This window comes from Pseudoalteromonas piscicida (genome assembly GCF_000238315.3).
GTDB classification, from domain to species: Bacteria; Pseudomonadota; Gammaproteobacteria; order Enterobacterales; family Alteromonadaceae; genus Pseudoalteromonas; species Pseudoalteromonas piscicida.
Genome location: NZ_CP011924.1, coordinates 2,817,876 through 2,839,803, shown reverse-complemented (window position 1 = coordinate 2,839,803; position 21,928 = coordinate 2,817,876). Strand labels below are relative to the sequence as shown.

At 44.2% G+C, this 21,928-nt stretch carries 18 protein-coding genes and 1 pseudogene; 10 read left to right on the top strand and 9 right to left on the bottom strand.

Annotation, left to right across the window (positions count from 1 at the left end; genetic code table 11):
• Positions 1 to 126: 126 nt before the first annotated feature.
• The 9 genes from PPIS_RS13235 to tldD all read left to right on the top strand — a co-directional run bounded on the left by PPIS_RS13235 (position 127) and on the right by tldD (position 12,794).
• A complete protein-coding gene (locus PPIS_RS13235; protein ID WP_010376640.1) occupies positions 127 to 2,139 on the top strand; it encodes an SUMF1/EgtB/PvdO family nonheme iron enzyme in 2,013 nt (670 codons plus the stop codon).
• Between the two features lie 67 nt (positions 2,140 to 2,206).
• The gene (locus tag PPIS_RS13230) at positions 2,207 to 3,250 is read left to right on the top strand and encodes a rod shape-determining protein (RefSeq protein WP_010376642.1); all 1,044 of its coding nucleotides are present in this window, start codon (positions 2,207 to 2,209) and stop codon (positions 3,248 to 3,250) included.
• On the top strand, positions 3,250 to 4,092 hold the full coding sequence (gene mreC / locus PPIS_RS13225; RefSeq protein ID WP_010376644.1) for a rod shape-determining protein MreC: 843 nt from the start codon (positions 3,250 to 3,252) through the stop codon (positions 4,090 to 4,092). The genes PPIS_RS13230 and mreC overlap by 1 nt, the downstream gene beginning before the upstream one ends.
• Positions 4,085 to 4,564 (top strand): rod shape-determining protein MreD, encoded by a 480-nt coding sequence (mreD, locus tag PPIS_RS13220; RefSeq protein WP_010376646.1) that lies wholly within the window; start codon positions 4,085 to 4,087, stop codon positions 4,562 to 4,564. Before mreC ends, mreD begins: the two co-directional genes overlap by 8 nt.
• A complete protein-coding gene (locus tag PPIS_RS13215; RefSeq protein ID WP_010376649.1) occupies positions 4,564 to 5,130 on the top strand; it encodes a Maf family protein in 567 nt (188 codons plus the stop codon). Before mreD ends, PPIS_RS13215 begins: the two co-directional genes overlap by 1 nt.
• Before the next feature lie 3 nt (positions 5,131 to 5,133).
• Positions 5,134 to 6,606 (top strand): ribonuclease G, encoded by a 1,473-nt coding sequence (gene rng, locus PPIS_RS13210; protein WP_010376650.1) that lies wholly within the window; start codon positions 5,134 to 5,136, stop codon positions 6,604 to 6,606.
• Positions 6,607 to 6,620: 14 nt separating this feature from the next.
• Positions 6,621 to 10,550, top strand: a complete 3,930-nt coding sequence (locus PPIS_RS13205) for a YhdP family protein (protein ID WP_010376651.1) — start codon at positions 6,621 to 6,623, stop codon at positions 10,548 to 10,550.
• A complete protein-coding gene (locus tag PPIS_RS13200) occupies positions 10,543 to 11,358 on the top strand; it encodes a carbon-nitrogen hydrolase family protein (RefSeq protein WP_010376652.1) in 816 nt (271 codons plus the stop codon). The genes PPIS_RS13205 and PPIS_RS13200 overlap by 8 nt, the downstream gene beginning before the upstream one ends.
• On the top strand, positions 11,355 to 12,794 hold the full coding sequence (gene tldD / locus PPIS_RS13195; RefSeq protein ID WP_010376653.1) for a metalloprotease TldD: 1,440 nt from the start codon (positions 11,355 to 11,357) through the stop codon (positions 12,792 to 12,794). Before PPIS_RS13200 ends, tldD begins: the two co-directional genes overlap by 4 nt.
• A gap of 343 nt (positions 12,795 to 13,137) precedes the next feature.
• Here tldD and yjgA read toward each other — a convergent pair whose 3' ends face one another.
• Positions 13,138 to 13,656 carry a ribosome biogenesis factor YjgA gene (gene yjgA, locus PPIS_RS13185; protein ID WP_010376654.1) on the bottom strand — a complete coding sequence of 173 codons (519 nt, stop codon included), beginning with the start codon at positions 13,654 to 13,656 and terminating at the stop codon, positions 13,138 to 13,140.
• Positions 13,657 to 13,792: 136 nt separating this feature from the next.
• Between yjgA and pmbA the strand changes: the two genes are divergently transcribed.
• Positions 13,793 to 15,142 (top strand): metalloprotease PmbA, encoded by a 1,350-nt coding sequence (pmbA, locus tag PPIS_RS13180; RefSeq protein WP_010376655.1) that lies wholly within the window; start codon positions 13,793 to 13,795, stop codon positions 15,140 to 15,142.
• Positions 15,143 to 15,210: 68 nt separating this feature from the next.
• On the opposite strand, the gene mgtE is transcribed toward pmbA, so the two are convergent.
• The 8 genes and pseudogenes from mgtE to PPIS_RS13130 all read right to left on the bottom strand — a co-directional run bounded on the left by mgtE (position 15,211) and on the right by PPIS_RS13130 (position 21,901).
• The gene (mgtE, locus tag PPIS_RS13175) at positions 15,211 to 16,569 is read right to left on the bottom strand and encodes a magnesium transporter (protein WP_010376656.1); all 1,359 of its coding nucleotides are present in this window, start codon (positions 16,567 to 16,569) and stop codon (positions 15,211 to 15,213) included.
• 669 nt (positions 16,570 to 17,238) lie between these two features.
• Positions 17,239 to 17,508, bottom strand: coding sequence for an HPr family phosphocarrier protein (locus PPIS_RS13165; protein ID WP_010376658.1), 270 nt, complete (start codon positions 17,506 to 17,508; stop codon positions 17,239 to 17,241).
• Positions 17,509 to 18,201: pseudogene (gene rapZ, locus PPIS_RS13160) on the bottom strand (RNase adapter RapZ); the annotation flags it as partial.
• 294 nt (positions 18,202 to 18,495) lie between these two features.
• Entirely contained in the window at positions 18,496 to 18,765 is a 270-nt protein-coding gene (locus tag PPIS_RS13150) for an HPr family phosphocarrier protein (RefSeq protein WP_010376658.1), read from the bottom strand.
• The gene (gene rapZ, locus PPIS_RS13145) at positions 18,766 to 19,632 is read right to left on the bottom strand and encodes an RNase adapter RapZ (protein WP_010376659.1); all 867 of its coding nucleotides are present in this window, start codon (positions 19,630 to 19,632) and stop codon (positions 18,766 to 18,768) included.
• Positions 19,625 to 20,083 carry a PTS IIA-like nitrogen regulatory protein PtsN gene (gene ptsN, locus PPIS_RS13140; RefSeq protein WP_010376660.1) on the bottom strand — a complete coding sequence of 153 codons (459 nt, stop codon included), beginning with the start codon at positions 20,081 to 20,083 and terminating at the stop codon, positions 19,625 to 19,627. Before ptsN ends, rapZ (PPIS_RS13145) begins: the two co-directional genes overlap by 8 nt.
• 1 nt (position 20,084) lies before the next feature.
• Entirely contained in the window at positions 20,085 to 20,372 is a 288-nt protein-coding gene (gene hpf, locus PPIS_RS13135) for a ribosome hibernation promoting factor (protein ID WP_010376661.1), read from the bottom strand.
• 29 nt (positions 20,373 to 20,401) lie between these two features.
• Complete coding sequence (locus PPIS_RS13130; protein WP_010376663.1) at positions 20,402 to 21,901, bottom strand: RNA polymerase factor sigma-54; 1,500 nt, start codon at positions 21,899 to 21,901, stop codon at positions 20,402 to 20,404.
• Between the last annotated feature and the right edge of the window lie 27 nt (positions 21,902 to 21,928).

Genomic DNA, 21,928 nt, shown 5'->3' with positions numbered 1-21,928 from the left:
TTAATAGTTGTAAACTCAGATATTAATTGTGCAAAGCTTGTGTTTTACTTTGTAAGTACATAGCATAGAGCCCTAACTATAAGAAATAACAAGACCAAACAATTGCCGCTGTTGGGAATGGAACATATGCGAATTGCTCCTTTAACTTTTATTGTCTCGGCCTCGATCCTGGCCATGGGTACTGTTGCTCAAAGCGCTATGGCGCAAGATACTGCGACGGTCACTGCCATCGAGTCTGAATTGTCTAATAAGCAAAGCGAATTAGACAGATACTCGGTCGTTTTAGAAAAACACCTCGCTGAGGAAACGCGTCTGCAGTCTCAACTTGAGTTATTGAGAAAACGTTCAGGTGAGTTAGACAAAGAAAAAAATCAGGCCTTAGATGCAATGAATGAGTTGTATCGTCGGCTAATTGATGATCCTTCCATTGATATTTCTTCTGCGCAAACGCGTTATCAGCAAGCAGTGGCAGATCACAAGCAGAATAAAGAAGACATTGCGATGCAGATTGCGGCGATTGCATCACAGCGTAAAGATATTGAGCAGGTCCGTGTAACTAAGCACACCTTAGTAAATACGCTTGAAAACTTAAAAGATCAGCTTGGCACCGCGCGAGTAGAGCGACTACGTAATGAGTTTACTCGTGAAGGTACGCTAGAGGTAGACCACACGATTAACTGTAAGCGCACAGAAACCTTGGCGGCTTGTGAACAGCGTGGTCAGCAAATGGGGCTTCAAAAAGCAACTAAGCGCTTTATTGATCAGATTTTTGCAAACCTAACCGAGAGCCGTGTTGTCGAGCCAAAACGCAATATGGCTGGCGCGCAGGTTCAAGTGGTAAGCAGCCATGTTGTAAATAGTGGATTTAGTGGACAAGGCAACTACAACGTTAATCTCAGCGTAACGATGCGTGGTGATGTAAATAGCAGCCGCTTATGTAACCTGTTGAGCTTAGACAATCGTTATTGTGCTGAGTATGGCACTCCACTTGCCGTAAATTACCAGTCGAACTACTCGACCGTCTACAGTGATAATCAACTGACTTTTTCGGACGAGCAAAGTGATCCGGTTGAAGTTGCGACTATTACAAAGCAGCCAGTCGTGGAGACCCCTCTTGTAAAAAAGTCACAAACGGCTGATAAAACAGTCGAGTTAACTTTAAGATCAAATGTTTACGACGACGAAGTATTTATTAATGGAGTCAGCTACGGCGCGACAAAAACGACAGTAGCAATTCCTGCCGGATTTTATGATGTTGAGATCCGTAAATTAGGTTATGAACCTTATAAAGCGCGCATTAACCTACGAGCGGCACAAACCATTAATGCGAAATTGGTGAAGAAACGCCAATCGGTAACGTCTGTTGTAACGAAAAAGCCTGAGCCTGAAGCGCAACAAGCACAAGTGGTCGCCGTAGCAACCACCGAAAATGAGCTAGCTATTATCCCTGCAGGCACTTTTAAAATGGGCGACCTGACGGGTAATGGCTTACCAAATGAGCGTCCCATTGTTGAAAAAGTGTTGAGTCATTCATATGCCATGCAGAGCACAGAGGTTACAGTGGCGGCTTTTCGCCGTTTTGCACAAAGCACTGGATATAAAACCTTAGCAGAACAAGGTAAAGGCTGCGCATACTATAAAAATGGCGAACCGGTTTGGGAGCTTGAATATAATTGGGAAAACCCCGGTTACGAGCAATCAGATAATTTTCCCGTTGTTTGTGTTGCTTATGATGATGCCAAAGCGTATGCCAACTGGTTATCTGGCGAAAAAGGACAACAATTTAGATTACCCAATGAAGTTGAATGGGAATATGCGGCGCGTGCAGGCACTGCATCTGAGTACCCATGGGGTAATGAAATCGGAAGAAACCTAGCTAATTGTGGTTGGTGTGGCAGTGAGTGGTCTAATAAAAGTCCTTCACCAGTTGCCCAATTTTCACCGAATAGCTATGGCTTATATGATACTGTAGGAAACGTCTGGGAGTGGACGCAAAAGCGTGCTTCTCAGAGCGATGTTACAGTGCGTGGCGGTGCATGGAACTTCGCGCCGAGTTTGGCTCGAGTGTCAACTCGCTTAGCGTTAGCGCCAGATTTTAGAGCGAATTATATAGGTTTTCGACTTGTTCGAGAGCGATAAGTAGTAAATTAAGAGCAGCAGGTGATGCTGCTTTGTTTGACAGAATTCTGAAAGGTCACCCAGCCTCATGTTTAAAAAATTACGCGGATTATTTTCTAACGATCTCTCTATCGATTTAGGGACGGCAAACACACTTATTTATGTAAAAGAAGAAGGCATCGTACTGAATGAGCCATCGGTGGTGGCAATTCGTCAGGAGCGAGCTGGTGGCCCAAAAAGCGTTGCATCAGTCGGTACTGCGGCTAAGCAAATGCTAGGTCGAACGCCGGGTAACATCAAAGCTATTCGTCCGATGAAAGATGGGGTGATTGCAGACTTCTATGTAACAGAAAAAATGTTACAGCACTTTATTAAACAGGTGCACAATAATAACTTTATGCGTCCAAGCCCTCGTGTACTTATTTGCGTACCTTGTGGTGCAACGCAAGTTGAAAAGCGTGCTATCCGTGAATCCGCAATGGGTGCCGGTGCGCGTGAAGTGTACTTAATTGAAGAGCCAATGGCTGCTGCAATTGGTGCTGGTCTACCAGTATCTGAAGCGACGGGTTCGATGGTTGTTGATATCGGTGGTGGTACGACGGAAGTCGCGATTATCTCACTAAATGGTGTTGTTTATTCGTCTTCAGTACGTATCGGTGGTGATAAGTTTGATGAAGCGATTATTAACTATGTACGTCGTAACTTCGGAAGTCTAATTGGTGAAGCGACGGCTGAGCATATCAAACATGAAATTGGCTCAGCGTTTAAGAGTGAAACACCGATTGAGATTGAGGTTCGCGGCCGTAACTTAGCTGAAGGGGTACCGCGCTCTTTCACACTCAACTCACATGAAATCTTAGAAGCGTTACAAGAACCTTTAATGGGGATTGTAAGTGCAGTAATGGTTGCGCTAGAGCAGTCGCCACCAGAGCTAGCCTCTGATATTTCTGCCCACGGCATGGTATTAACAGGTGGTGGCGCATTACTCAAAGACTTAGACCGTTTGTTGATGGAAGAAACCGGTATTCCAGTGGTGGTTGCCGATGATCCATTAACTTGTGTGGCAAGAGGTGGTGGTAAAGCGTTAGAGATGATAGACATGCACGGTGGTGACGTATTTAGTTACGACTGATGAATTTATTATTTGGCCGAACCGTTCCTTTACAACTGCGACTTACTGTCGCAGTTGTGCTTAGTATTATTCTGATCATTGGTGACCGCTACACGGTTGGTGGGACTATGGTGCGAACTAGTTTAAACACTTTGGTCAGTCCACTACTGTACGTCGCTAACATTCCCTATGAAGCGTTCAACTTGGGCCTGAAAAGTCTCAATACCAGAGAAAAGCTGCAACAAGAAAACCAAGCACTCAGAGAAAAACAATTAATACAGAGTGAGCAATTACAGCAGCTTCAGTTTTTGCAAAAAGAAAATCAAGAATTGCGCGCCTTATTAGGTGCGTCAGCTAGGGAAACCAATCAACGTTTAATATCTCAAGTGTTGTCTGTTCATTCGAACCCTTATAGTCATCAGGTGGTGATTAATCGCGGTACTATTGATGGGATCAGCGAAGGGCAGGCTGTTATTGACGAAATGGGTATTGTTGGGCAGCTAACTCAAGTCGGTACAACGACCTCAAGAGTGCTGCTTATGACAGATACCACCCATGCGACACCGGTCAGAATATTGCGTAATGACGTTCGCACTGTGGTAGAGGGGACGGGTAAAATCAATAATGTTCGCCTTGCTCATGTTCCGCATAGCATGGATATTCGCATTGGTGATGTGTTGGTCACTTCCGGGCTTGGTGGTACTTTCCCTGAAGGCTATCCGGTGGCTGTAGTTACTGAGATAGACCGAGACGAAGGCCTACCATTTGCACAAGTACAGGCAGAGCCGATTGCACAACTAGATCGCATTCGCTTACTCGTGGTGTTAGGTAAACGCAGCCAAGAGGCAATAAATCATGAGTAAACATAGCAACTTATTGATTGCATTGAGTGTCTTTGTTGCGTTAATCATGGCACTTATGCCGTTGCCTTTTTCACTTGAACCATTTCGTCCTGACTGGGTATTATTGGTGCTGATGTACTGGTCTTTGGCCGTTCCTCACCGTGTGAATATTGGTTGGGCTTGGATGACTGGCCTGATAATAGATTTAGCGATGGGCGCGCCACTCGGGGTGAACTCATTGACCTATTCCATTTGTATTTATATTACCGCCAGCAACTTTCAGAAAATTCGTAATTTCTCCATCTGGCAGCAAGCAGTGCTGATCGGGCTATTTCTCGCGCTCTATCATTTGTTACAATTTTGGCTTAATCATTTCTTGCTTGATATCTACTTTAACCCGCATTATCTCTGGCCTGCAGTTACGGGCATGGTGTGCTGGCTGTGGATATTCCCACTGCTGAGAAAATATCGTAGACAGTTTAGGATCAGATAATGTCTATTTCTTTATATTTAGCTTCGGCTTCTCCGCGTCGCAAAGCGCTACTTTCTCAGCTTGGCTATTCGTTCGAGCAATTTAGTGTTGATGCAGATGAAAGTCCGCTAGACGATGAAAGCGCATTACAGCTTGTGGAGCGTTTGGCGTGTTTAAAAGCGCAATCAGGTGTGGCGCTAGGGTATACCGACAAGCCAGTTCTTGGCAGTGACACAGTGGTTGTCATTGACGGAGAAGCGCTTGGTAAGCCTCGTGATAAAGCGGATTTCAAAGCGATGATGCAGCGTCTTTCTGGTCATACGCATCAGGTGGTGACGGCGATTGCACTTGCAGATACAAGCAAAGTACTGAGCGATGTGATTGTGACCAATGTGACTTTTAAAACGCTGAGCGAAACTGAAATTGATGCCTACTGGGACACCAACGAGCCGCAAGATAAAGCGGGTGGTTACGGGATCCAAGGGGTAGGTGGACGCTTTGTAACTGAGATCCAAGGTAGCTATTTTGCAGTTGTCGGCTTACCTTTATATGAGACAGACGAATTAATTCAACGGTTTTTAAAATAAAATATGAGTAGCGAACTACTAATCAATGTCACCCCAAGTGAAAGTCGCGTAGCCTTAATCGAAAATGGGGTGCTGCAAGAAGTTCAAGTTGAACGGATCGGTAACCTAGGCATCGTCGGTAATATTTATCTTGGCAAAGTAAGCCGAGTTCTTCCTGGTATGCAGGCTGCTTTTGTGGACATCGGCTTGGAAAAAGCGGCATTTCTACATGCGTCAGATATCGTGAACAGCGCTTCGATCGAAGAGGGGGTGGCCGAGTCCCCAGTTAAGAAAGTGCAGGACATTCGTGAGCTGGTGAAACAAGGCCAGTTCATTATGGTACAAGTAGTCAAAGATCCGCTTGGCACAAAAGGCGCTAGACTGACAACGGATATCACTATTCCCTCACGTTATTTGGTGTTTATGCCTGATGCGACGCATGTGGGAGTGAGTCAACGTATTGAAACCGAACAAGAGCGTGACCGGTTAAAAGAGATCGTTGCACAATATAATGACGAAAACGGTGGTTTTATCGTTCGTACCGCTGCTGAAGGCGCTTCGGAAGCAGAGTTACAGCATGATGCGGAGTTTTTGAAAAAGCTTTGGCAAAAAATTGTGACTCGCCGCCGTAAAACGAGCAAAGCAAAAATTTTGCACGAGGATCTTACCTTAGCATTTCGCACCTTGCGTGATTATGTTGGTGAGGACATGGAGCGTATCCGTGTTGACTCAAAGTTAACTTACCAAGAGCTAAAGCTTTTCACTGAAGAGTTTGTTCCCCAACTCGCAAGTGCACTTGAGTATTACCCAGGTGAACGCCCCATTTTTGACTTGTTTGATGTTGAAACTGAGATCCAAAAAGCACTACATCGCAAGGTTGAGTTAAAGTCTGGTGGCTACCTTATCATTGACCAAACGGAAGCAATGACAACGGTTGATGTTAATACAGGCGCATTTGTTGGCCATCGTAATCTCGAAGAGACGATTTTTAATACCAATGTTGAAGCGACGTCAGCAATTGCGAGGCAACTAAGGTTACGAAACCTTGGTGGTATCATTATTATCGACTTTATTGACATGGTATCTGACGAGCATAAACGCCGAGTATTGCACTCTTTAGAAACTGCGTTGTCTAAAGACCGAGCGAAAGCCAATATCAATGGACTCTCTGCACTTGGGCTTGTAGAAATGACCCGCAAGCGCACGCGCGAGAGCCTAGAACATATTCTTTGTGATGTGTGTCCATCCTGTTCAGGTCGTGGTTCACTAAAAACGGTCGAAACCGTTTGCTATGAGATCCTACGAGAAATCGTGCGTGTGAATCGTGCATATGACGCTGACAAGTTTATGGTTTACGCCTCGCCAGCGGTGAGCGAAGCCTTGATCAACGATGAGTATCATAATTTAGCTGAGCTTGAATTATTTATTGGTAAGCAGGTTAGCATTCAAACTGAGAGCTTATATAGCCAAGAGCAGTTTGACGTAGTAATGATGTAATAGGGTAGCGGTACATGCAGGCTAAGGCCGTCTGTTTTTTCTGCCTGCGTAAAGCGTGGCAAATCTTTGCGATCACTTTAGTGACACTCGCGGTGCTGGTGTCTGCGCTAAAGTATGCCTTGCCCTATGCTAATGATTATAGAAGTAACATCGAAGCGCTGATCCAAAAGCAACTGAATGTTGATATTAGTATTGGCCAGATCAGTGCGAGTTGGGAGGGCAATGGGCCTGCCCTAGTGTTGGAATCGCTCTCTTTTAAAGATAATAAAGACTCGCCAATTTCCATTAATATCGCCAAAACCTCATTGCAGCTCAATGTATTTGAGTCTGTACGACAAATGCAGATCGCATCTAATTATTTTGTACTGGAAGGGTTTGAAGCCGATATAGATCTGAGTAAGTTAAACGCGGCTCAAGATCAAGGTGCTTTTGAGCAGCAAGCATTAATTGAAAGCCTTTTCTTAGGTGATGTTGGGCATTTTGCGGTGCAAAACAGTCGTCTAAATATCACCTTTTCTAGTGGTAAGACTCACAGTTTATTATTGAAAGATTTAGTGTGGCAAAACTCTAGCGCATTACATGAAGGTGCGGGAGAAATCGCATTACCTGGGTTTTCTCAAGGCCAGTTTAACGCTCGTCTTTCTTTGTCAGGGCGAAAGCTACGTGAATTGGCGGGGAATATCTATGTATCTGCGGATAAGGTTAACCCGGTCGATTGGCTAGAAGAGCTTATCACCTTAGCGCATCCAGACCTAAAAGCAGACATCAATGCTCAGCTATGGTTAGGCTTTGAACAAGGTACATTGCAAGATATCACAGTAGATATCAAACCCAGTACGTTGACTTGGCAAGAAGATGAAAGTCAGCGCACGTTAGCATTAGACGATGCGCAATTTCTGTTAAAGCCAGATCAGCAAGGTTGGTGGGTGCAAAGTAGTGGTATCCAGTTTAGTCGCAATCAAGAAGCGCTTGCTCCTATTTTATTTGAAGCGAAATGGCATAAAGATAACAAGACCTTTTGGCTAAAGGATATTAACGCCAACTTTTTAGCTGAGTTAGCACAACTTGCTAAATTCCCTGGACGAGATTTGTTGTATGGTATGAATCCCAATGGTCAACTGAGCGCAGCGAAATTCAGTCTAGGTACTAATAATGCTTTTTCGGCATGGGGGGTCATTGAAGAGATAGCTTTTGAGCCATTTCATGGGATCCCAGGCATTTATGGTACCAGATTAGAGGTGAGTGCAACTGATGAGCAAATTAGGCTCAATTTAAGTGCTGAACAAACTGAATTGCTATCAAAAGAGACCTTCAAAGATAATATTAAGCTCCAGCAGCTCAGTGGTGATGTCTATATTCGCAATCAACAAACGCAAGGCTGGCAAGTTTCCAGTCCCAACTTTTGGCTTAGTAATCAAGATGTAGCGTTAGCCACAGAGTTTTCCTTGCAGTTATCAGATGACCCTCGGCTTGATTTATATGCGGAGCTACTCGGTGGGCGTGGTGAAATCGCTTCACAGTACTTTCCTGTCAGTATTATGCGTAAAAGCTTAGTCGATTATTTAGAAGCAGGGATCCAAGGTGGTCAGCACTTGCAGACTCAAGTCTTACTGAGTGGGGCGCTTTCACAATTTCCATTCGCTGATAAGCAAGGTCAGTTTGAAGTTAAATCACGTTTGAATGATGTTACTTTTGGTTTTGCACCGGATTGGCCTAGCGTTACTTCAGGGGATGTCACACTACACTTCGAAAACGAAAGAATGGATATCTACGCACACCGTGGAGAACTTGTTAATCAAAGTATTGATGAGGGTGTCGTTGTGAGTATTGCGGATCTAAATCACGCTGATGTGCTGACTGTTGATATTAGTCACTCCACAGAAGCGAGCACGTTACAGCCTTTCTTTGCGGCAACACCGCTCGCAGATCCGCTCGCGAATATATTAGATATTGTTCAAGGTAAAGGTGATGCAAAAGGGGATGTGCAATTGGCCGTCGACCTGCACTCAGGTGCCGTACATGCTAAAGGTGACATCTACCTAGACAACAATCCTGTTTTTTTGGCAAAGCCTGGGATGCAATTACAGCAAGTGAAAGGTGTGGTTAGCTTCGATGATGACACTATCAAAGTGAATAATTTGTCTGCTAAGTGGCTGGACATGCCCCTTTCGTTAGACTTATCAGGAAGCGGAGATAAGCAAAATTATCAAGTCACGAGCAAGGTCAGTCTTGAAGCAGGGATTGAGCAATTGCAACCGCACGCAAATGGAATTATTGACGGCTACTTTGAAGGCAATAGCGTGCTGAGCACTGAGCTTATCCTTAATTTTGCCGATGCTGGATTTAACTATAAAGCCAAATTTGCGAGTGATTTACGGGGGATTGCAAGTCACTTACCCGATCAATTCGCTAAACCTGCTGATCAAGCTAAACTGCTAAGCGGCACTGTATTAGGGGATGATATTTCGAATCTTGTGACGGCAAGCCTAGATAATCAATTGTATTTTAATGGCATCATTGAAAATGGATCCGGTGCGATGCGTAATGCACACCTGATAATTGGCAGTAAAGATGAAGGCTTAAATGCATCCGGTTTTGATATCACAATCAAACAACAAGAAGTCGAGCTGTTGCCTTGGTTACCACTGATCAACCGTATTATCAAAGCACCAAGTTCAGGTTCCGACCCTGCATTTCTACCAGCGCTGAATCAGGTAAATGGCTCTTTCTCAAAAGTAACATTCTCTGAGATCCCTTTCCATGATGTTGACTTTACTATGGCCGCGATTGACGGCGCGATGCAGCTTAAAATCAATAGTAAAGAAATGCGCTCACAAGTGGCTATTCCAGCGTCAAACTCAAGCCGGCCTATTCACATTAATAGTGATTATTTACGTCTAAATTTACCTAAGTCGGAGCCGCAAGCGCAAGAGACAGTGGAAAAAGACGTTCACTCATTAGATTGGTTGTTGAGCTTACCTGCAACCGAATTTGTGTGCGGTGACTGTAAAGTTGATGAATATCAGTTAGATCAGGTCAATATGTCGTTGTTTGGGGATGGTAATAGACTCAATATTTCAGAGTTAGTGATTGACAAAAAAGATCATAAACTCAATGCCAGTGGCCGGTTTGAGCAAGGTGAAACGACGCTAAGCGGCGCGTTAAACAGCAATGACTTTGGTGAACTAACGGATGAGTTTGATATTACTTCGACAATTAAAGACTCCCGCGCCAACATAGATTTTGTCCTCAATTGGCAAGGCGCGCCATACGAAATGGATTTACCTAGCCTAGGTGGCGAGTTGACTTGGCGCTTAGGAGAGGGCCACTTGGCAGAAATAAGCGACAAAGGAGCACGTGTCTTTTCGCTACTGAGTTTGGACTCTTTGATCAGAAAGTTACGCTTGGACTTTAGGGATGTGTTTTCTAAAGGTTTTTTCTATAACAGTATGAGTGGTTCGGTACAACTAACGAATGGTATTGCGATCACTGAAGATTCAAAGCTCGATGGCGTGCCTGCGGATCTAACGATACGTGGCTATGCCGATCTCAATACTCACGAAATTAATTATGATTTAGCCGTCGCACCACAAGTCACGTCGAGCTTACCTGTGATTATGGCATGGGCGGTGAACCCTGTGACGGGGTTAGCTGCACTGGCATTAGATAAGGTTATCCACTCGGCGCGAGTGATCTCTGAGATTAATTTTAAAATCACCGGAACGATGCAAGAGCCGGTGGTTACCGAGGTTGATCGTAAGAGTAAAGAAATTGAGTTACCCAAACCGGTTGTGCCTCTTAGTGAAGAAGCTATGCCAGATGGAGCTGATGAGAATACCAGTAAAGAAGCACCAGCAATGAATTCAGAATCACATCCAAGTGCTACACTTAAGCATAGTGAGCAACCTCTTGTGTCGCAAAATAAGGAAAGTGGTAATGGCTAAGGTGATTGCATTGCCAATGTGCTCGGCTAAAGCACCCCAAACAAATATAGATTACCTTAAAAGTCAGCTGGTTAAGTTAGTGGTGGAAGAGCCAACCTTAGTTTGTTTACCTGAAACTTGGCTGGCGTTTTGCGACAATGCGCAACAGGCTTGGGAATACGCGCAGCATAACGAAGCACTGCTCCAAGAGCTCTCAGCGCTTTGTCAACAACATAACATTTGGTTGGCGGCAGGTACCATCGCGATACCAAGCCAGAGCGATAAATATCTGGCTGCGAGTTACTTATTTAACTCGAGTGGTGAAATCGTAGCACGCTATAATAAGATCCATCTGTTTGACGCCGATGTGAGTGACAAAACTAAACAATACCGAGAATCTGAGCGAACAGAGCCTGGGAAGGATGTCGTGGTAGTGGATAGTCCATTTGGCAGAATTGGATTAAGCGTGTGCTATGATCTGCGCTTTCCCGGTTTGTTCCAAATGATGAGAGTGAAGGGAGCTGAGCTATTTTTAGTCCCGAGTGCTTTTACCTGTGCAACGGGCAAGGCACACTGGCAGCCATTATTACAGGCGAGGGCGATAGAAAACCAATGCTATGTTGTTGCAGCCGCGCAAGTAGGTTGTCATGAAAATGGCCGAGAAACCTATGGGCACAGTTTAATTGTATCGCCTTGGGGTGAAGTCTTAATTGACTCTGGTGCGAGTTTAGAACCCATTTCACAGCAGCTAGATAGCGCGTTTCTTGATTCGATCCGGCAAAAAATGCCGGTTGCGGATCATAACCGATTTAAAAGTGAGTTTTTATGAGTAATGTAGAGCAGAATTTACTGACCAATAGCCAGCTGACACGTGAGCAATTATCACAAACTCTCGAGTATATTCATCAGCACAAAGTAAATTATGCCGATCTGTACTTTCAATCAAGCTACCATGAAACTTGGGTGCTGGAAGACGGCATAGTCAAAGACGGCAGCTACAACATCGAACGTGGTGTTGGTGTACGTGCAGTGAGTGGTGAGAAGACAGGCTTTAGTTATTCTGATGCCATCAATATTGAAGCCTTAACCAAAGCTGCAGAAGCTGCGCGTAGCATCGCGCAAGCTGGCGAAAGCAGTAAAGTCCAAGTATTTAGCGATGTAAAAGCACCCATTCAATTTCAACCAGCACAGCCAATTACCAGCATGAGTGATGCGGATAAAGTGGCTTTACTTAGAGAGATTGAACAGTGTATTCGCGATTTAGCGCCTGAGGCGCAGCAAGTGGTCAGTTCGCTGTCTGCGGTATATGAAGAAGTGTTAATTGCCGCAAGCGACGGCACATTTGCAACCGACATTCGCCCGCTAATACGTTTAAATTGCTCGGTACTACTTGAGAAAAATGGTCGCAGAGAGCGTGGCAGTGCCGGTGGGGGGGCGCGTTTAGATTATGGTTACTTTAAAGAGTTAGTAGACGGTGCACCGAGATGGGTGCAGTTTGCCAAAGAAGCTGTACGCCAAGCACGCGTGAATCTTGACGCCATTGATGCTCCGGCAGGTGCGATGCCTGTGGTGCTTGGTTCTGGTTGGCCGGGGGTTTTGTTACACGAAGCTGTTGGACATGGCCTAGAAGGTGATTTTAATCGTAAAGGAGCCTCTGCATTCAGTGGCAAAATAGGTGAACAAGTCGCTTCGAGTCTTTGTACTGTGGTGGATGATGGCACGATAGCCGACCGTCGCGGCTCTTTGAATGTGGACGATGAAGGTACGCCAGCGGCATACAATGTACTGATTGAAAACGGTATTTTGAAAGGCTATATGCAAGACAAGCAAAACGCAAGCTTAATGGGCGTGGCGCCTACAGGTAATGCGCGTCGTGAGTCTTATGCCCATTTACCGATGCCGAGAATGACAAATACCTACATGCTTGCGGGTGAGCACAGTCAAGAAGAGATCATTCGTAGTGTAGATAAAGGCATTTTTGCTAGTAACTTTGGCGGTGGTCAAGTGGATATTACCTCCGGCAAATTTGTATTCTCAGCGTCTGAAGCCTACTTAATAGAAAATGGTAAGATAACCCAACCAATTAAAGGCGCAACGCTGATTGGCAATGGTCCAGAGGTGATGAAAAAGGTCTCTATGGTAGGCAATGACCTTGCACTTGATAGAGGCGTTGGAGTATGTGGTAAAGATGGTCAAAGCGTCCCTGTGGGAGTCGGCCAACCGAGTTTGAAGATTGACGAAATTACTGTCGGTGGTACAGCGTAATACTACCTGCGATAACTAGGGCCTGTTGATCTTTGCTGTTTGATTTTTGTTCTCCTGAGTGTGTTTTGGTCGCGACGCTCGACTTGCCGCCTAGTAATCTAGGCAAAAGTTGAGCAACAATGAACAAAGCGCACTCAGGTGAACCCAAAGGGCAGCGCTTGATTAGTATTTCTACTCTGTTCTCGCCTGACTCACATAGAATAACTATGCTACGCAGGCTCTGCCTTGTACAAATACCAATCAAACTGCTGCAAAAACAAACTTGAAAGATAAACAGGCCCTAATCATAAGCAAAAAGGCACATCAGCGCCTTTTTATGTTGTATCAGAGCCACAACACTGCGTTACGGCATAATTGCTTCTTTTAAATACTGAAACAGCTCTTTGTAGGCTTTGCCTGGCTTCTCAGCTTTTACTTCTTTACTTGCTTGGCGCGCCATCTGGCGCATTTTTTGACGCTCAAGTTCAGGATACTTATCCAATAGCTCATTAATCTTGCTATCTCCTTTGGCAATCACTTCATCGCGAATAAGCTCAATCTTGTTCAGCAATACGTCTGCTTTATTGTTCTTATTTAGCATCAAATCCATCGCAGCCTGAATCTCTTCGACATTTGGAGTACTACGCAATGTCTTCGCAATATAGTTCATATGACGACGGTAAGCATCTGTTTTAGCACGTATCCTATCCGCAACAGTCATGGCCTCTTTAAGCTCGTCCGTTAGAGGTAACTTCTCACGCTGCTTCTTGGCAAGCCCTGCAATTTCACAGCCTAGTTCATGCAACTCTAGCGCCTCGCGCTTAAGCTCGCTTTTTGAAACGTAAATAATCTCTTCTTCGGTCGTTTGCTCGTGTTTAGCCATTGGTCTTGTCTATACTAGTAAATATTAAGGTCTCTAACATTAGAGTATACCACAATTGATCACTACAATAGTTAGTAGCTGTGATAGCATATTAACTAATATGTTTTAGTTAGACGAGCGAGCGGATAAGGTATCTATGACTCAACCTCAACAACACCCAATATATAATCAAATTGATGATGTGAAAAATGCAGTTGCCGATGTGTTAGCGCATGCTAAAAAACTAGGTGCAACTTCGGCAGAAGCGGCGATGTCTAGCACCTCTGGTCTGTCTGTAAGTACACGAATGGGAGAGGTTGAAACCATTGAGTTTAATCAAGACGGTGGTCTTGGTATCAGCGTTTATGTGGGTAACCATAAAGGCTCAGCATCAACAGCGGATCTGAGTCCTGAAGCTCTGCGCTCTGTGGTTGAAAAAGCCATAGATATCGCTCGATTTACCTCGGATGATCCCTGTAATGGTGTGGCGGATAAAGCCTTGCTAGAGATGTCACCAACAGATTTAGATCTTTTCCATCCTTGGCAAGTTTCTCCCGATGAAGCCATTGAGCAATGTATAGCTGCTGAAAAAGCAGCGTTAGAATTCGATCCTCGAATCGTGAATTCTGATGGCGCGAGCTTATCGAGCCACCAAGGGATCCGTGTATATGGCAATAGCCATGGCTTAATTGCAGGGTTCCCACGTACCAGACACAGCCTGAGTACTATGGTGATTGGTAAAGAAGGTGAGCAAATGCAACGGGACTCTGCATATACGTTATCTCGCGTGCACTCGGAGCTAAAATCCCCCGAAGAAGTTGGTTTAGAAGCGGCGCAATCAACGCTGGCAAAATTAGGCAGTCGTAAGGTATCAACGCGTAAAGTGCCAGTTATCTTTCGAGCGGATATTGCTAACAGCTTATTTGGACACTTAGTATCAGGTATCGGTGGTGGCGCGCTATATCGCAAGTCTAGCTTCTTATTGGATTCTTTAGACACACAGATTTTTAATCGCTGCGTAAACATTGAAGAGAAGCCACATTTACTAAGAGGACTTGCTTCTAGTCCTTTTGATAGTGAAGGTGTAAAAACCATCGACCGAGAAATTATCACAGATGGCGTGCTTAATACTTATTTATTGGCAAGCTATGCCGCACGTAGAATGAATATGCAAGCGACAGGTCACGCAGGTGGGATCCATAACTGGTTAGTAAAACCAACACACGACGATTTAACCAGCCTACTTGCGTCGATGGGCACTGGCTTGTTAGTCACTGAACTAATGGGACAAGGTGTTAATACGGTAACTGGTGATTACTCAAGGGGCGCTGCTGGTTTTTGGGTTGAAAATGGAGAACTTCAATATCCTGTAAGTGAAATTACGATTGCTGGTAATTTAAAAGATATGTTTATGGGGATTGAAGGGATTGGCGGTGATATTGAATGTCGAGGCGCAGTACAAACCGGCTCAATATTACTCAATACGATGCAAATAGCGGGCGAATAACTCTCCCTCCTCAGCTCAAGAAATGCTGGTTTTGACCAGCATTTCCCACTATGTAGACTATGTTACTGCTACACTAATAACCAAGTGGCGGTGCCAAGGAATGCAAAGATCCCGACAATATCAGTAACCGTTGTTAGTACCACACTACCAGCTAGCGCTGGATCGATATTCATTTTCTTTAACATAATTGGAATACTGGCTCCCGCGATACCTGCAGCGACTAAGTTCATAAACATCGCGAAGGCAATTACAGCACCGAGTGTAAAATCCCACTGCCATATAGCAATAACCCCTGCGATCAAGACAGACCACAGCACGCCATTTAAGGCACCTATCGCCAGCTCTTTACCCATTAAAAACTTTTGGTTAGTCTGGTTAATATGACCAAGGGCAATACCACGGATCACTAAGGTTAGCGTTTGGCTACCGGCAACGCCACCCATACTTGGTACTATGCCATTTAACACCGCGAGAATAGGTAAAATATCCAGAGTACCTTCGAAGAAGCTTGCAACAAACGCTGCCATTAAGGCGGTTAACAGGTTAATCCCAAGCCAAATAGAGCGGCGCTGGCTACTTTTTAGAACTGGCGCAAAGGTGTCTTCTTCATCTTCAAGACCTGCCATACTTAACAAGCTGTGCTCAGCATCTTCACGGATGACGTCAACAACGTCATCAATGGTGACACGACCAAGCAAATGGGCGTTATCGTCAACTACAGGAGCTGAGATCCAGTTATGACGCTCAAAAAGCTGCGCCACTTCAGATTCATCCATGGAGATAGGGATCGTTTCCTTATCTTCATCCATCAAGTCTCGAACCATACTGTCAGGAGACTTAGTTAATAAGGTATTGACTGGCAGCGTACCTAAAAAGCAGTTGTCTTTATCAACTACATACAACTCGTCCGTACCGTCTGGCAATTCGCCTTTAAGACGTAGATATCTAAATACAACTTCTAAGGTAACATCGGGTCGAATAGTGACCGTGTCGGTGCTCATTAGCGCACCGGCCGAGTGCTCCTTGTAGGACAATGCTTGTGTCGCACGTTCTCTATCTTGGCTATCCATCGCACCAATAACATCTTGGTAGACGGTATCAGGCAGGCTTCTCAGGACATCACCAAGGTCATCGTCGTCCATGTCTTCTGTAGCGGCAGCAATTAGCTCCGGCTCCATCTGGGCGATGATCCCAAGTCTTACGTCCTCTGACAGTTCCTCTAAAACATCCCCTTGGATATCTGGGTCAACGAGCTGCCACAGCATAGAGCGAACTTTATGAGGAGATGATTCTAAAAGCAGTGCTGTATCACAAGGAGCTGTTTCTGCGAGCATACGCCTAACTTGAACAAACTGACCACTGTTTAAGGCTTTGGTTACCTTTTGGAGTTGTTCCAGTGTGTAGTCTTGTTCAAATACTTCAGGCATAGGCATCCTTTTTGATAATAATGTTGGCTAACGTGATGAAGTTAACCCAATTCATTTACTTTATCGCAGAAATCAATTTCTTAATTTGAATTTTATTCGTGTTGTTTCTGCTGGTGGGTTGCTATCGTTAATACACGTTAAAGGTGTACACAACGATAAAATAGGATTTTCTCGGCAACTCGCTTTACTGCACGAAAGAAACCTAAATTGGTATTACAGTGTAACTCAGTTTATTGGGAACTACCAAGGTTTACGCTTAATTATGAGAGACTTATTATACCAATTCGCTTAATTAAGTGATCTATTTTGAAGCGAGAAAATCTTGTCGATAACACGGCGAAAATTTTGCTATTTAACCTGAGGTTTGGATAAGGAATGTTCCAACTCATTGTTGCTAAAGCACAACTTAGTTTTTTCCTTGTCTAGCCAGCAAGTTTTAGCGCTAACTGCGTTGAAACTGGCTGCTAGAAAGGCATTAATTATCCGCAGCTCAGGTTATTTAGTTGTTCTAAATGAAAAATTTTTAACACAGTCAGCGTCAGATTTGCTCCTTCAAATTGAGCAAGTATTAAGACTAATTGGTATTATACCAGTCTGGTTACGGAGGGGGAGATTAGCAGGGAATAAATGAATCGGGCCTTAGTGCTATCTGGGCGCTAGTAACCCAAGTTACTCGGATTCATTAAATTTATTTTCTATTAGTCCACCAATGGCGTCTAGTGCATACTGAGCATCGGGACCTTCACAAACCACTCGTACTTCTTTTCCTTGGCTGCTTTCAAGTAACAACAGCGCTAGTACGCTGTCAGCAGCAGCACTTTTGTCTCCTTGATATAAGGTCACTTCGGCATCAAATTGGGTCGCTAATTGCGCAAGAACCGTCGCTGCTCGAGCGTGCAGGCCGAGCTTGTTCTGGATTAAAAACGTATCTTCTAACATTTAACCCTCTTGCTCACGGTGGCGAATTTTGACGTTGGGATGGGTTTTTGCAAATCGCTCGCCAATGGTTTGCGCTAAGTATACCGAGCGATGTTGTCCACCAGTACATCCTATTGCGATCGTTAGATAACTGCGATTATTACGCTCTAAGTGTGGTAACCAAGTTTGTACAAAGGTTTGGATCTGCCAAGTAAACTTTTGCACGATGCTGTGACTCGACAAATAGTCTTTGACTGGCTGATCTAGGCCAGTTAGCGGCTTAAGCTCAGGCTCCCAATGTGGGTTGGGCAAAAAGCGCGCATCAAAAACGTAATCCGCTTGTTTTGGGATGCCGTGTTTAAAGCCGAAAGATTCAAAGGTAATAATGAGTTGTTTGTCTTTCTTACCTAAGATTTTTTCGCGGATATCTTCCGCAAGTTGATGAACGCTCAGGCCTGCAGTATCAATGAGAAAATCAGCGCGTGTGATCAACACGTCTAACAATTCCCGTTCTTTCTTTATCGCAACATCTAATGGAAGATTATGTAGTGAAAGAGGGTGCAAACGGCGTGTTTCTGAGAAGCGTTTTATCAGGGTTTGATCGTCACTGTCTAAATAAAACAGGGTAGGTTTGGCGAAACCAGGCAAGTATTCAAGAATGTCATTAAACTCGTCCTGTTCTTTAGGCAAGTTTCTAACATCAATACTGACTGCATGTTCCAACTCATTGTTGCTAAAGCACAACTTAGTTTTTTCCTTGTCTAGCCAGCAAGTTTTAGCGCTAACTGCGTTGAAACTGGCTGCTAGAAAGGCATTAATTATCCGCAGCTCAGGTTATTTAGTTGTTCTAAATGAAAAATTTTTAACACAGTCAGCGTCAGATTTGCTCCTTCAAATTGAGCAAGTATTAAGACTAATTGGTATTATACCAGTCTGGTTACGGAGGGGGAGATTAGCAGGGAATAAATGAATCGGGCCTTAGTGCTATCTGGGCGCTAGTAACCCAAGTTACTCGGATTCATTAAATTTATTTTCTATTAGTCCACCAATGGCGTCTAGTGCATACTGAGCATCGGGACCTTCACAAACCACTCGTACTTCTTTTCCTTGGCTGCTTTCAAGTAACAACAGCGCTAGTACGCTGTCAGCAGCAGCACTTTTGTCTCCTTGATATAAGGTCACTTCGGCATCAAATTGGGTCGCTAATTGCGCAAGAACCGTCGCTGCTCGAGCGTGCAGGCCGAGCTTGTTCTGGATTAAAAACGTATCTTCTAACATTTAACCCTCTTGCTCACGGTGGCGAATTTTGACGTTGGGATGGGTTTTTGCAAATCGCTCGCCAATGGTTTGCGCTAAGTATACCGAGCGATGTTGTCCACCAGTACATCCTATTGCGATCGTTAGATAACTGCGATTATTACGCTCTAAGTGTGGTAACCAAGTTTGTACAAAGGTTTGGATCTGCCAAGTAAACTTTTGCACGATGCTGTGACTCGACAAATAGTCTTTGACTGGCTGATCTAGGCCAGTTAGCGGCTTAAGCTCAGGCTCCCAATGTGGGTTGGGCAAAAAGCGCGCATCAAAAACGTAATCCGCTTGTTTTGGGATGCCGTGTTTAAAGCCGAAAGATTCAAAGGTAATAATGAGTTGTTTGTCTTTCTTACCTAAGATTTTTTCGCGGATATCTTCCGCAAGTTGATGAACGCTCAGGCCTGCAGTATCAATGAGAAAATCAGCGCGTGTGATCAACACGTCTAACAATTCCCGTTCTTTCTTTATCGCAACATCTAATGGAAGATTATGTAGTGAAAGAGGGTGCAAACGGCGTGTTTCTGAGAAGCGTTTTATCAGGGTTTGATCGTCACTGTCTAAATAAAACAGGGTAGGTTTGGCGAAACCAGGCAAGTATTCAAGAATGTCATTAAACTCGTCCTGTTCTTTAGGCAAGTTTCTAACATCAATACTGACTGCAATTTTATTATAATTGTCGGAAACGCTGCGGACTAAAGACGGCAGTAAATTGACTGGAATGTTATCTACACAATAGTAGCCTAAGTCTTCCAATACTCGAAGCGCTACAGATTTACCAGAGCCTGAGCGGCCACTGATAATGATAAGCTCGAGTCCTTTTTCTTCATCACTCATCAAGTTCACCTTGGATCACTGCATATAACTCGTTATCACTTTTTGCTTGCCTAAGCATTTTGCAAAAAGACTTGTCTTTGAGTGTATCAGCAATCGCCGCTAAGGTCTTCAGGTGCTGTTGATTATCACCTTCGGGTACGATGAACGCGACAAAAATATCGACAGGCTGCTTATCTATGGCTTCAAACTGGATCCCTTGCTCGCTAACAAGCACCATTGCAAGGATTTTATCCAAACCTTCAAGTCGACCATGAGGAATGGCAATACCTTTACCGATCCCTGTGCTGCCTAATTTCTCTCGGGCCATTAAAGCGTCTAAGATAGCATGCTGACTAGTATTTGGAATTTGGCTATGAGCCAGTTCGCTGATGTATTCTAAAATACGTTTTTTGCTATTAAAAAGGACCGCAGCTTTACTGCAGTCCTTGTTCACCAATTCACTTAATTTCATCTTAGTGTCGAGTGAGCTTCTCTTTGTGTTTAATAACTTGACGATCTAGCTTGTCGATAAGGCCATCAATTGCGGCATACATATCTTGATGCTCTGTTGATGCAAATAGCTCGCCGCCGTTTACGTGTAATGTTGCTTCTGCTTTTTGTACTAGCTTCTCGACATCAAGGATCACATGCACGTTATTGATATGATCAAAGTGCCTTTCTAGCTTCGCAAACTTGTTGGTGACATAGTCTCTTAATGAGTCAGTAATTTCTACATGGCGACCAGTTAGATTTAGTTGCATAAGCATTTTTCCTTCTTGGTTTTTACGTCTTATATCAAGCTTTTACGCTGATTTGACGGTGGAATGGCTAGGGATTCACGATATTTTGCAATCGTACGTCTCGCTACCTTAATTCCTTGCTCAGCTAAGATATCTGCAATTTTGCTGTCACTCAATGGTTTCGCGGTATTTTCTGCAGCTATCAGCTTTTTGATAAGTGCTCTAATTGCTGTAGAAGAGCACTCACCTCCATTTTCTGTACTTACATGGCTAGAGAAGAAGTACTTCAGCTCAAATATTCCCCGAGGTGTATGCATGTATTTTTGTGTTGTCACACGGGAAATTGTGGACTCATGCATCTCAACCATTTCAGCAACATCATTTAGCACCATAGGGCGCATTGCTTCGGGGCCATATTCAAAGAATGCCTGTTGTTGTTGCACAATGCAATTGGTAACTTTTAATAAAGTATCATTTCGGCTTTCTAAGCTTTTAATAAACCACTTCGCTTCTTGTAAATGTGAGCGAATAAACTGACTATCTGTACTGGATTTCGCTGTTCTAGACATCGCAGCATAATGGTCGTTTACTCTTATTTTAGGCATAGCATCAGGATTTAGCTCTACGACCCAACGACCTTTTACTTTTTTCACCGATACGTCAGGGATCACATATTCAGGCTCTTCATGAATAATGCTTGCCGCTGGTTTTGGGTTAAGACTATGAATTAACGTCATGACCTCTTTGAGATCGGCTTCTTTAAGGCGTGTTTTCTTAGCCAAAGTTCGATAGTCACGGCTGGCAAGCAAGTCGATATGCTCTGTCAGGATCATTTTCGTTTCGGCAATCCATGGCGTATCTGGGGCGAATTGATTTAGCTGAATACACAAGCATTCTTGTAAACTACGCGCTGCGATACCGACAGGATCGAAAAGCTGAATACGTTTGAGCACGGCTTCGACTTCATCCAGCTCAACAGGCTCTTCGCTACTCTCATCATTAATGCTTTCTAAAATGTCTTCGCAAGACAGTGTTAAAATGCCTGACAGGTCGACCGCTTCAATAATCGCAATCGCAATCGCTCTATCTGTTGGACTAAATGGTGTCAGCTCAAGTTGCCACATGAGATAGTCGTGGAGAGATTCAGAGGTTTCCCCTTGATAAACATTATCGTCATCGGGAAGTGGGCCTGAGCTTGCAGCGGGCGCTGCACTCATATACTCGTCCCAAGTGACATCCATGGCGAGGTCATCGCTCACCGTGTCTTTGCTCATGGCTGTATCTGAGTCTATCTCATAGTCACTAACCTGCACTTCATCGCTTGAATCTTGATTGTCGTCAGCACTGCTCTTTTCTTGACTGTGTTGGTCAGTGTTTTCGCCGTCAGTATTATCACCTTCTTCCACTTCCAACAATGGATTGCTGTCTAATGCTTTTTGTATTTCTTGTTGCAGATCCAATGTACTAAGCTGCAGCAAGCGAATGGCTTGTTGCAGTTGTGGAGTCATTGTAAGTTGCTGCCCCATGCGCAGCTGTAATGATTGCCTCATGTATCTCTAACAATCCTTTTTAACAGT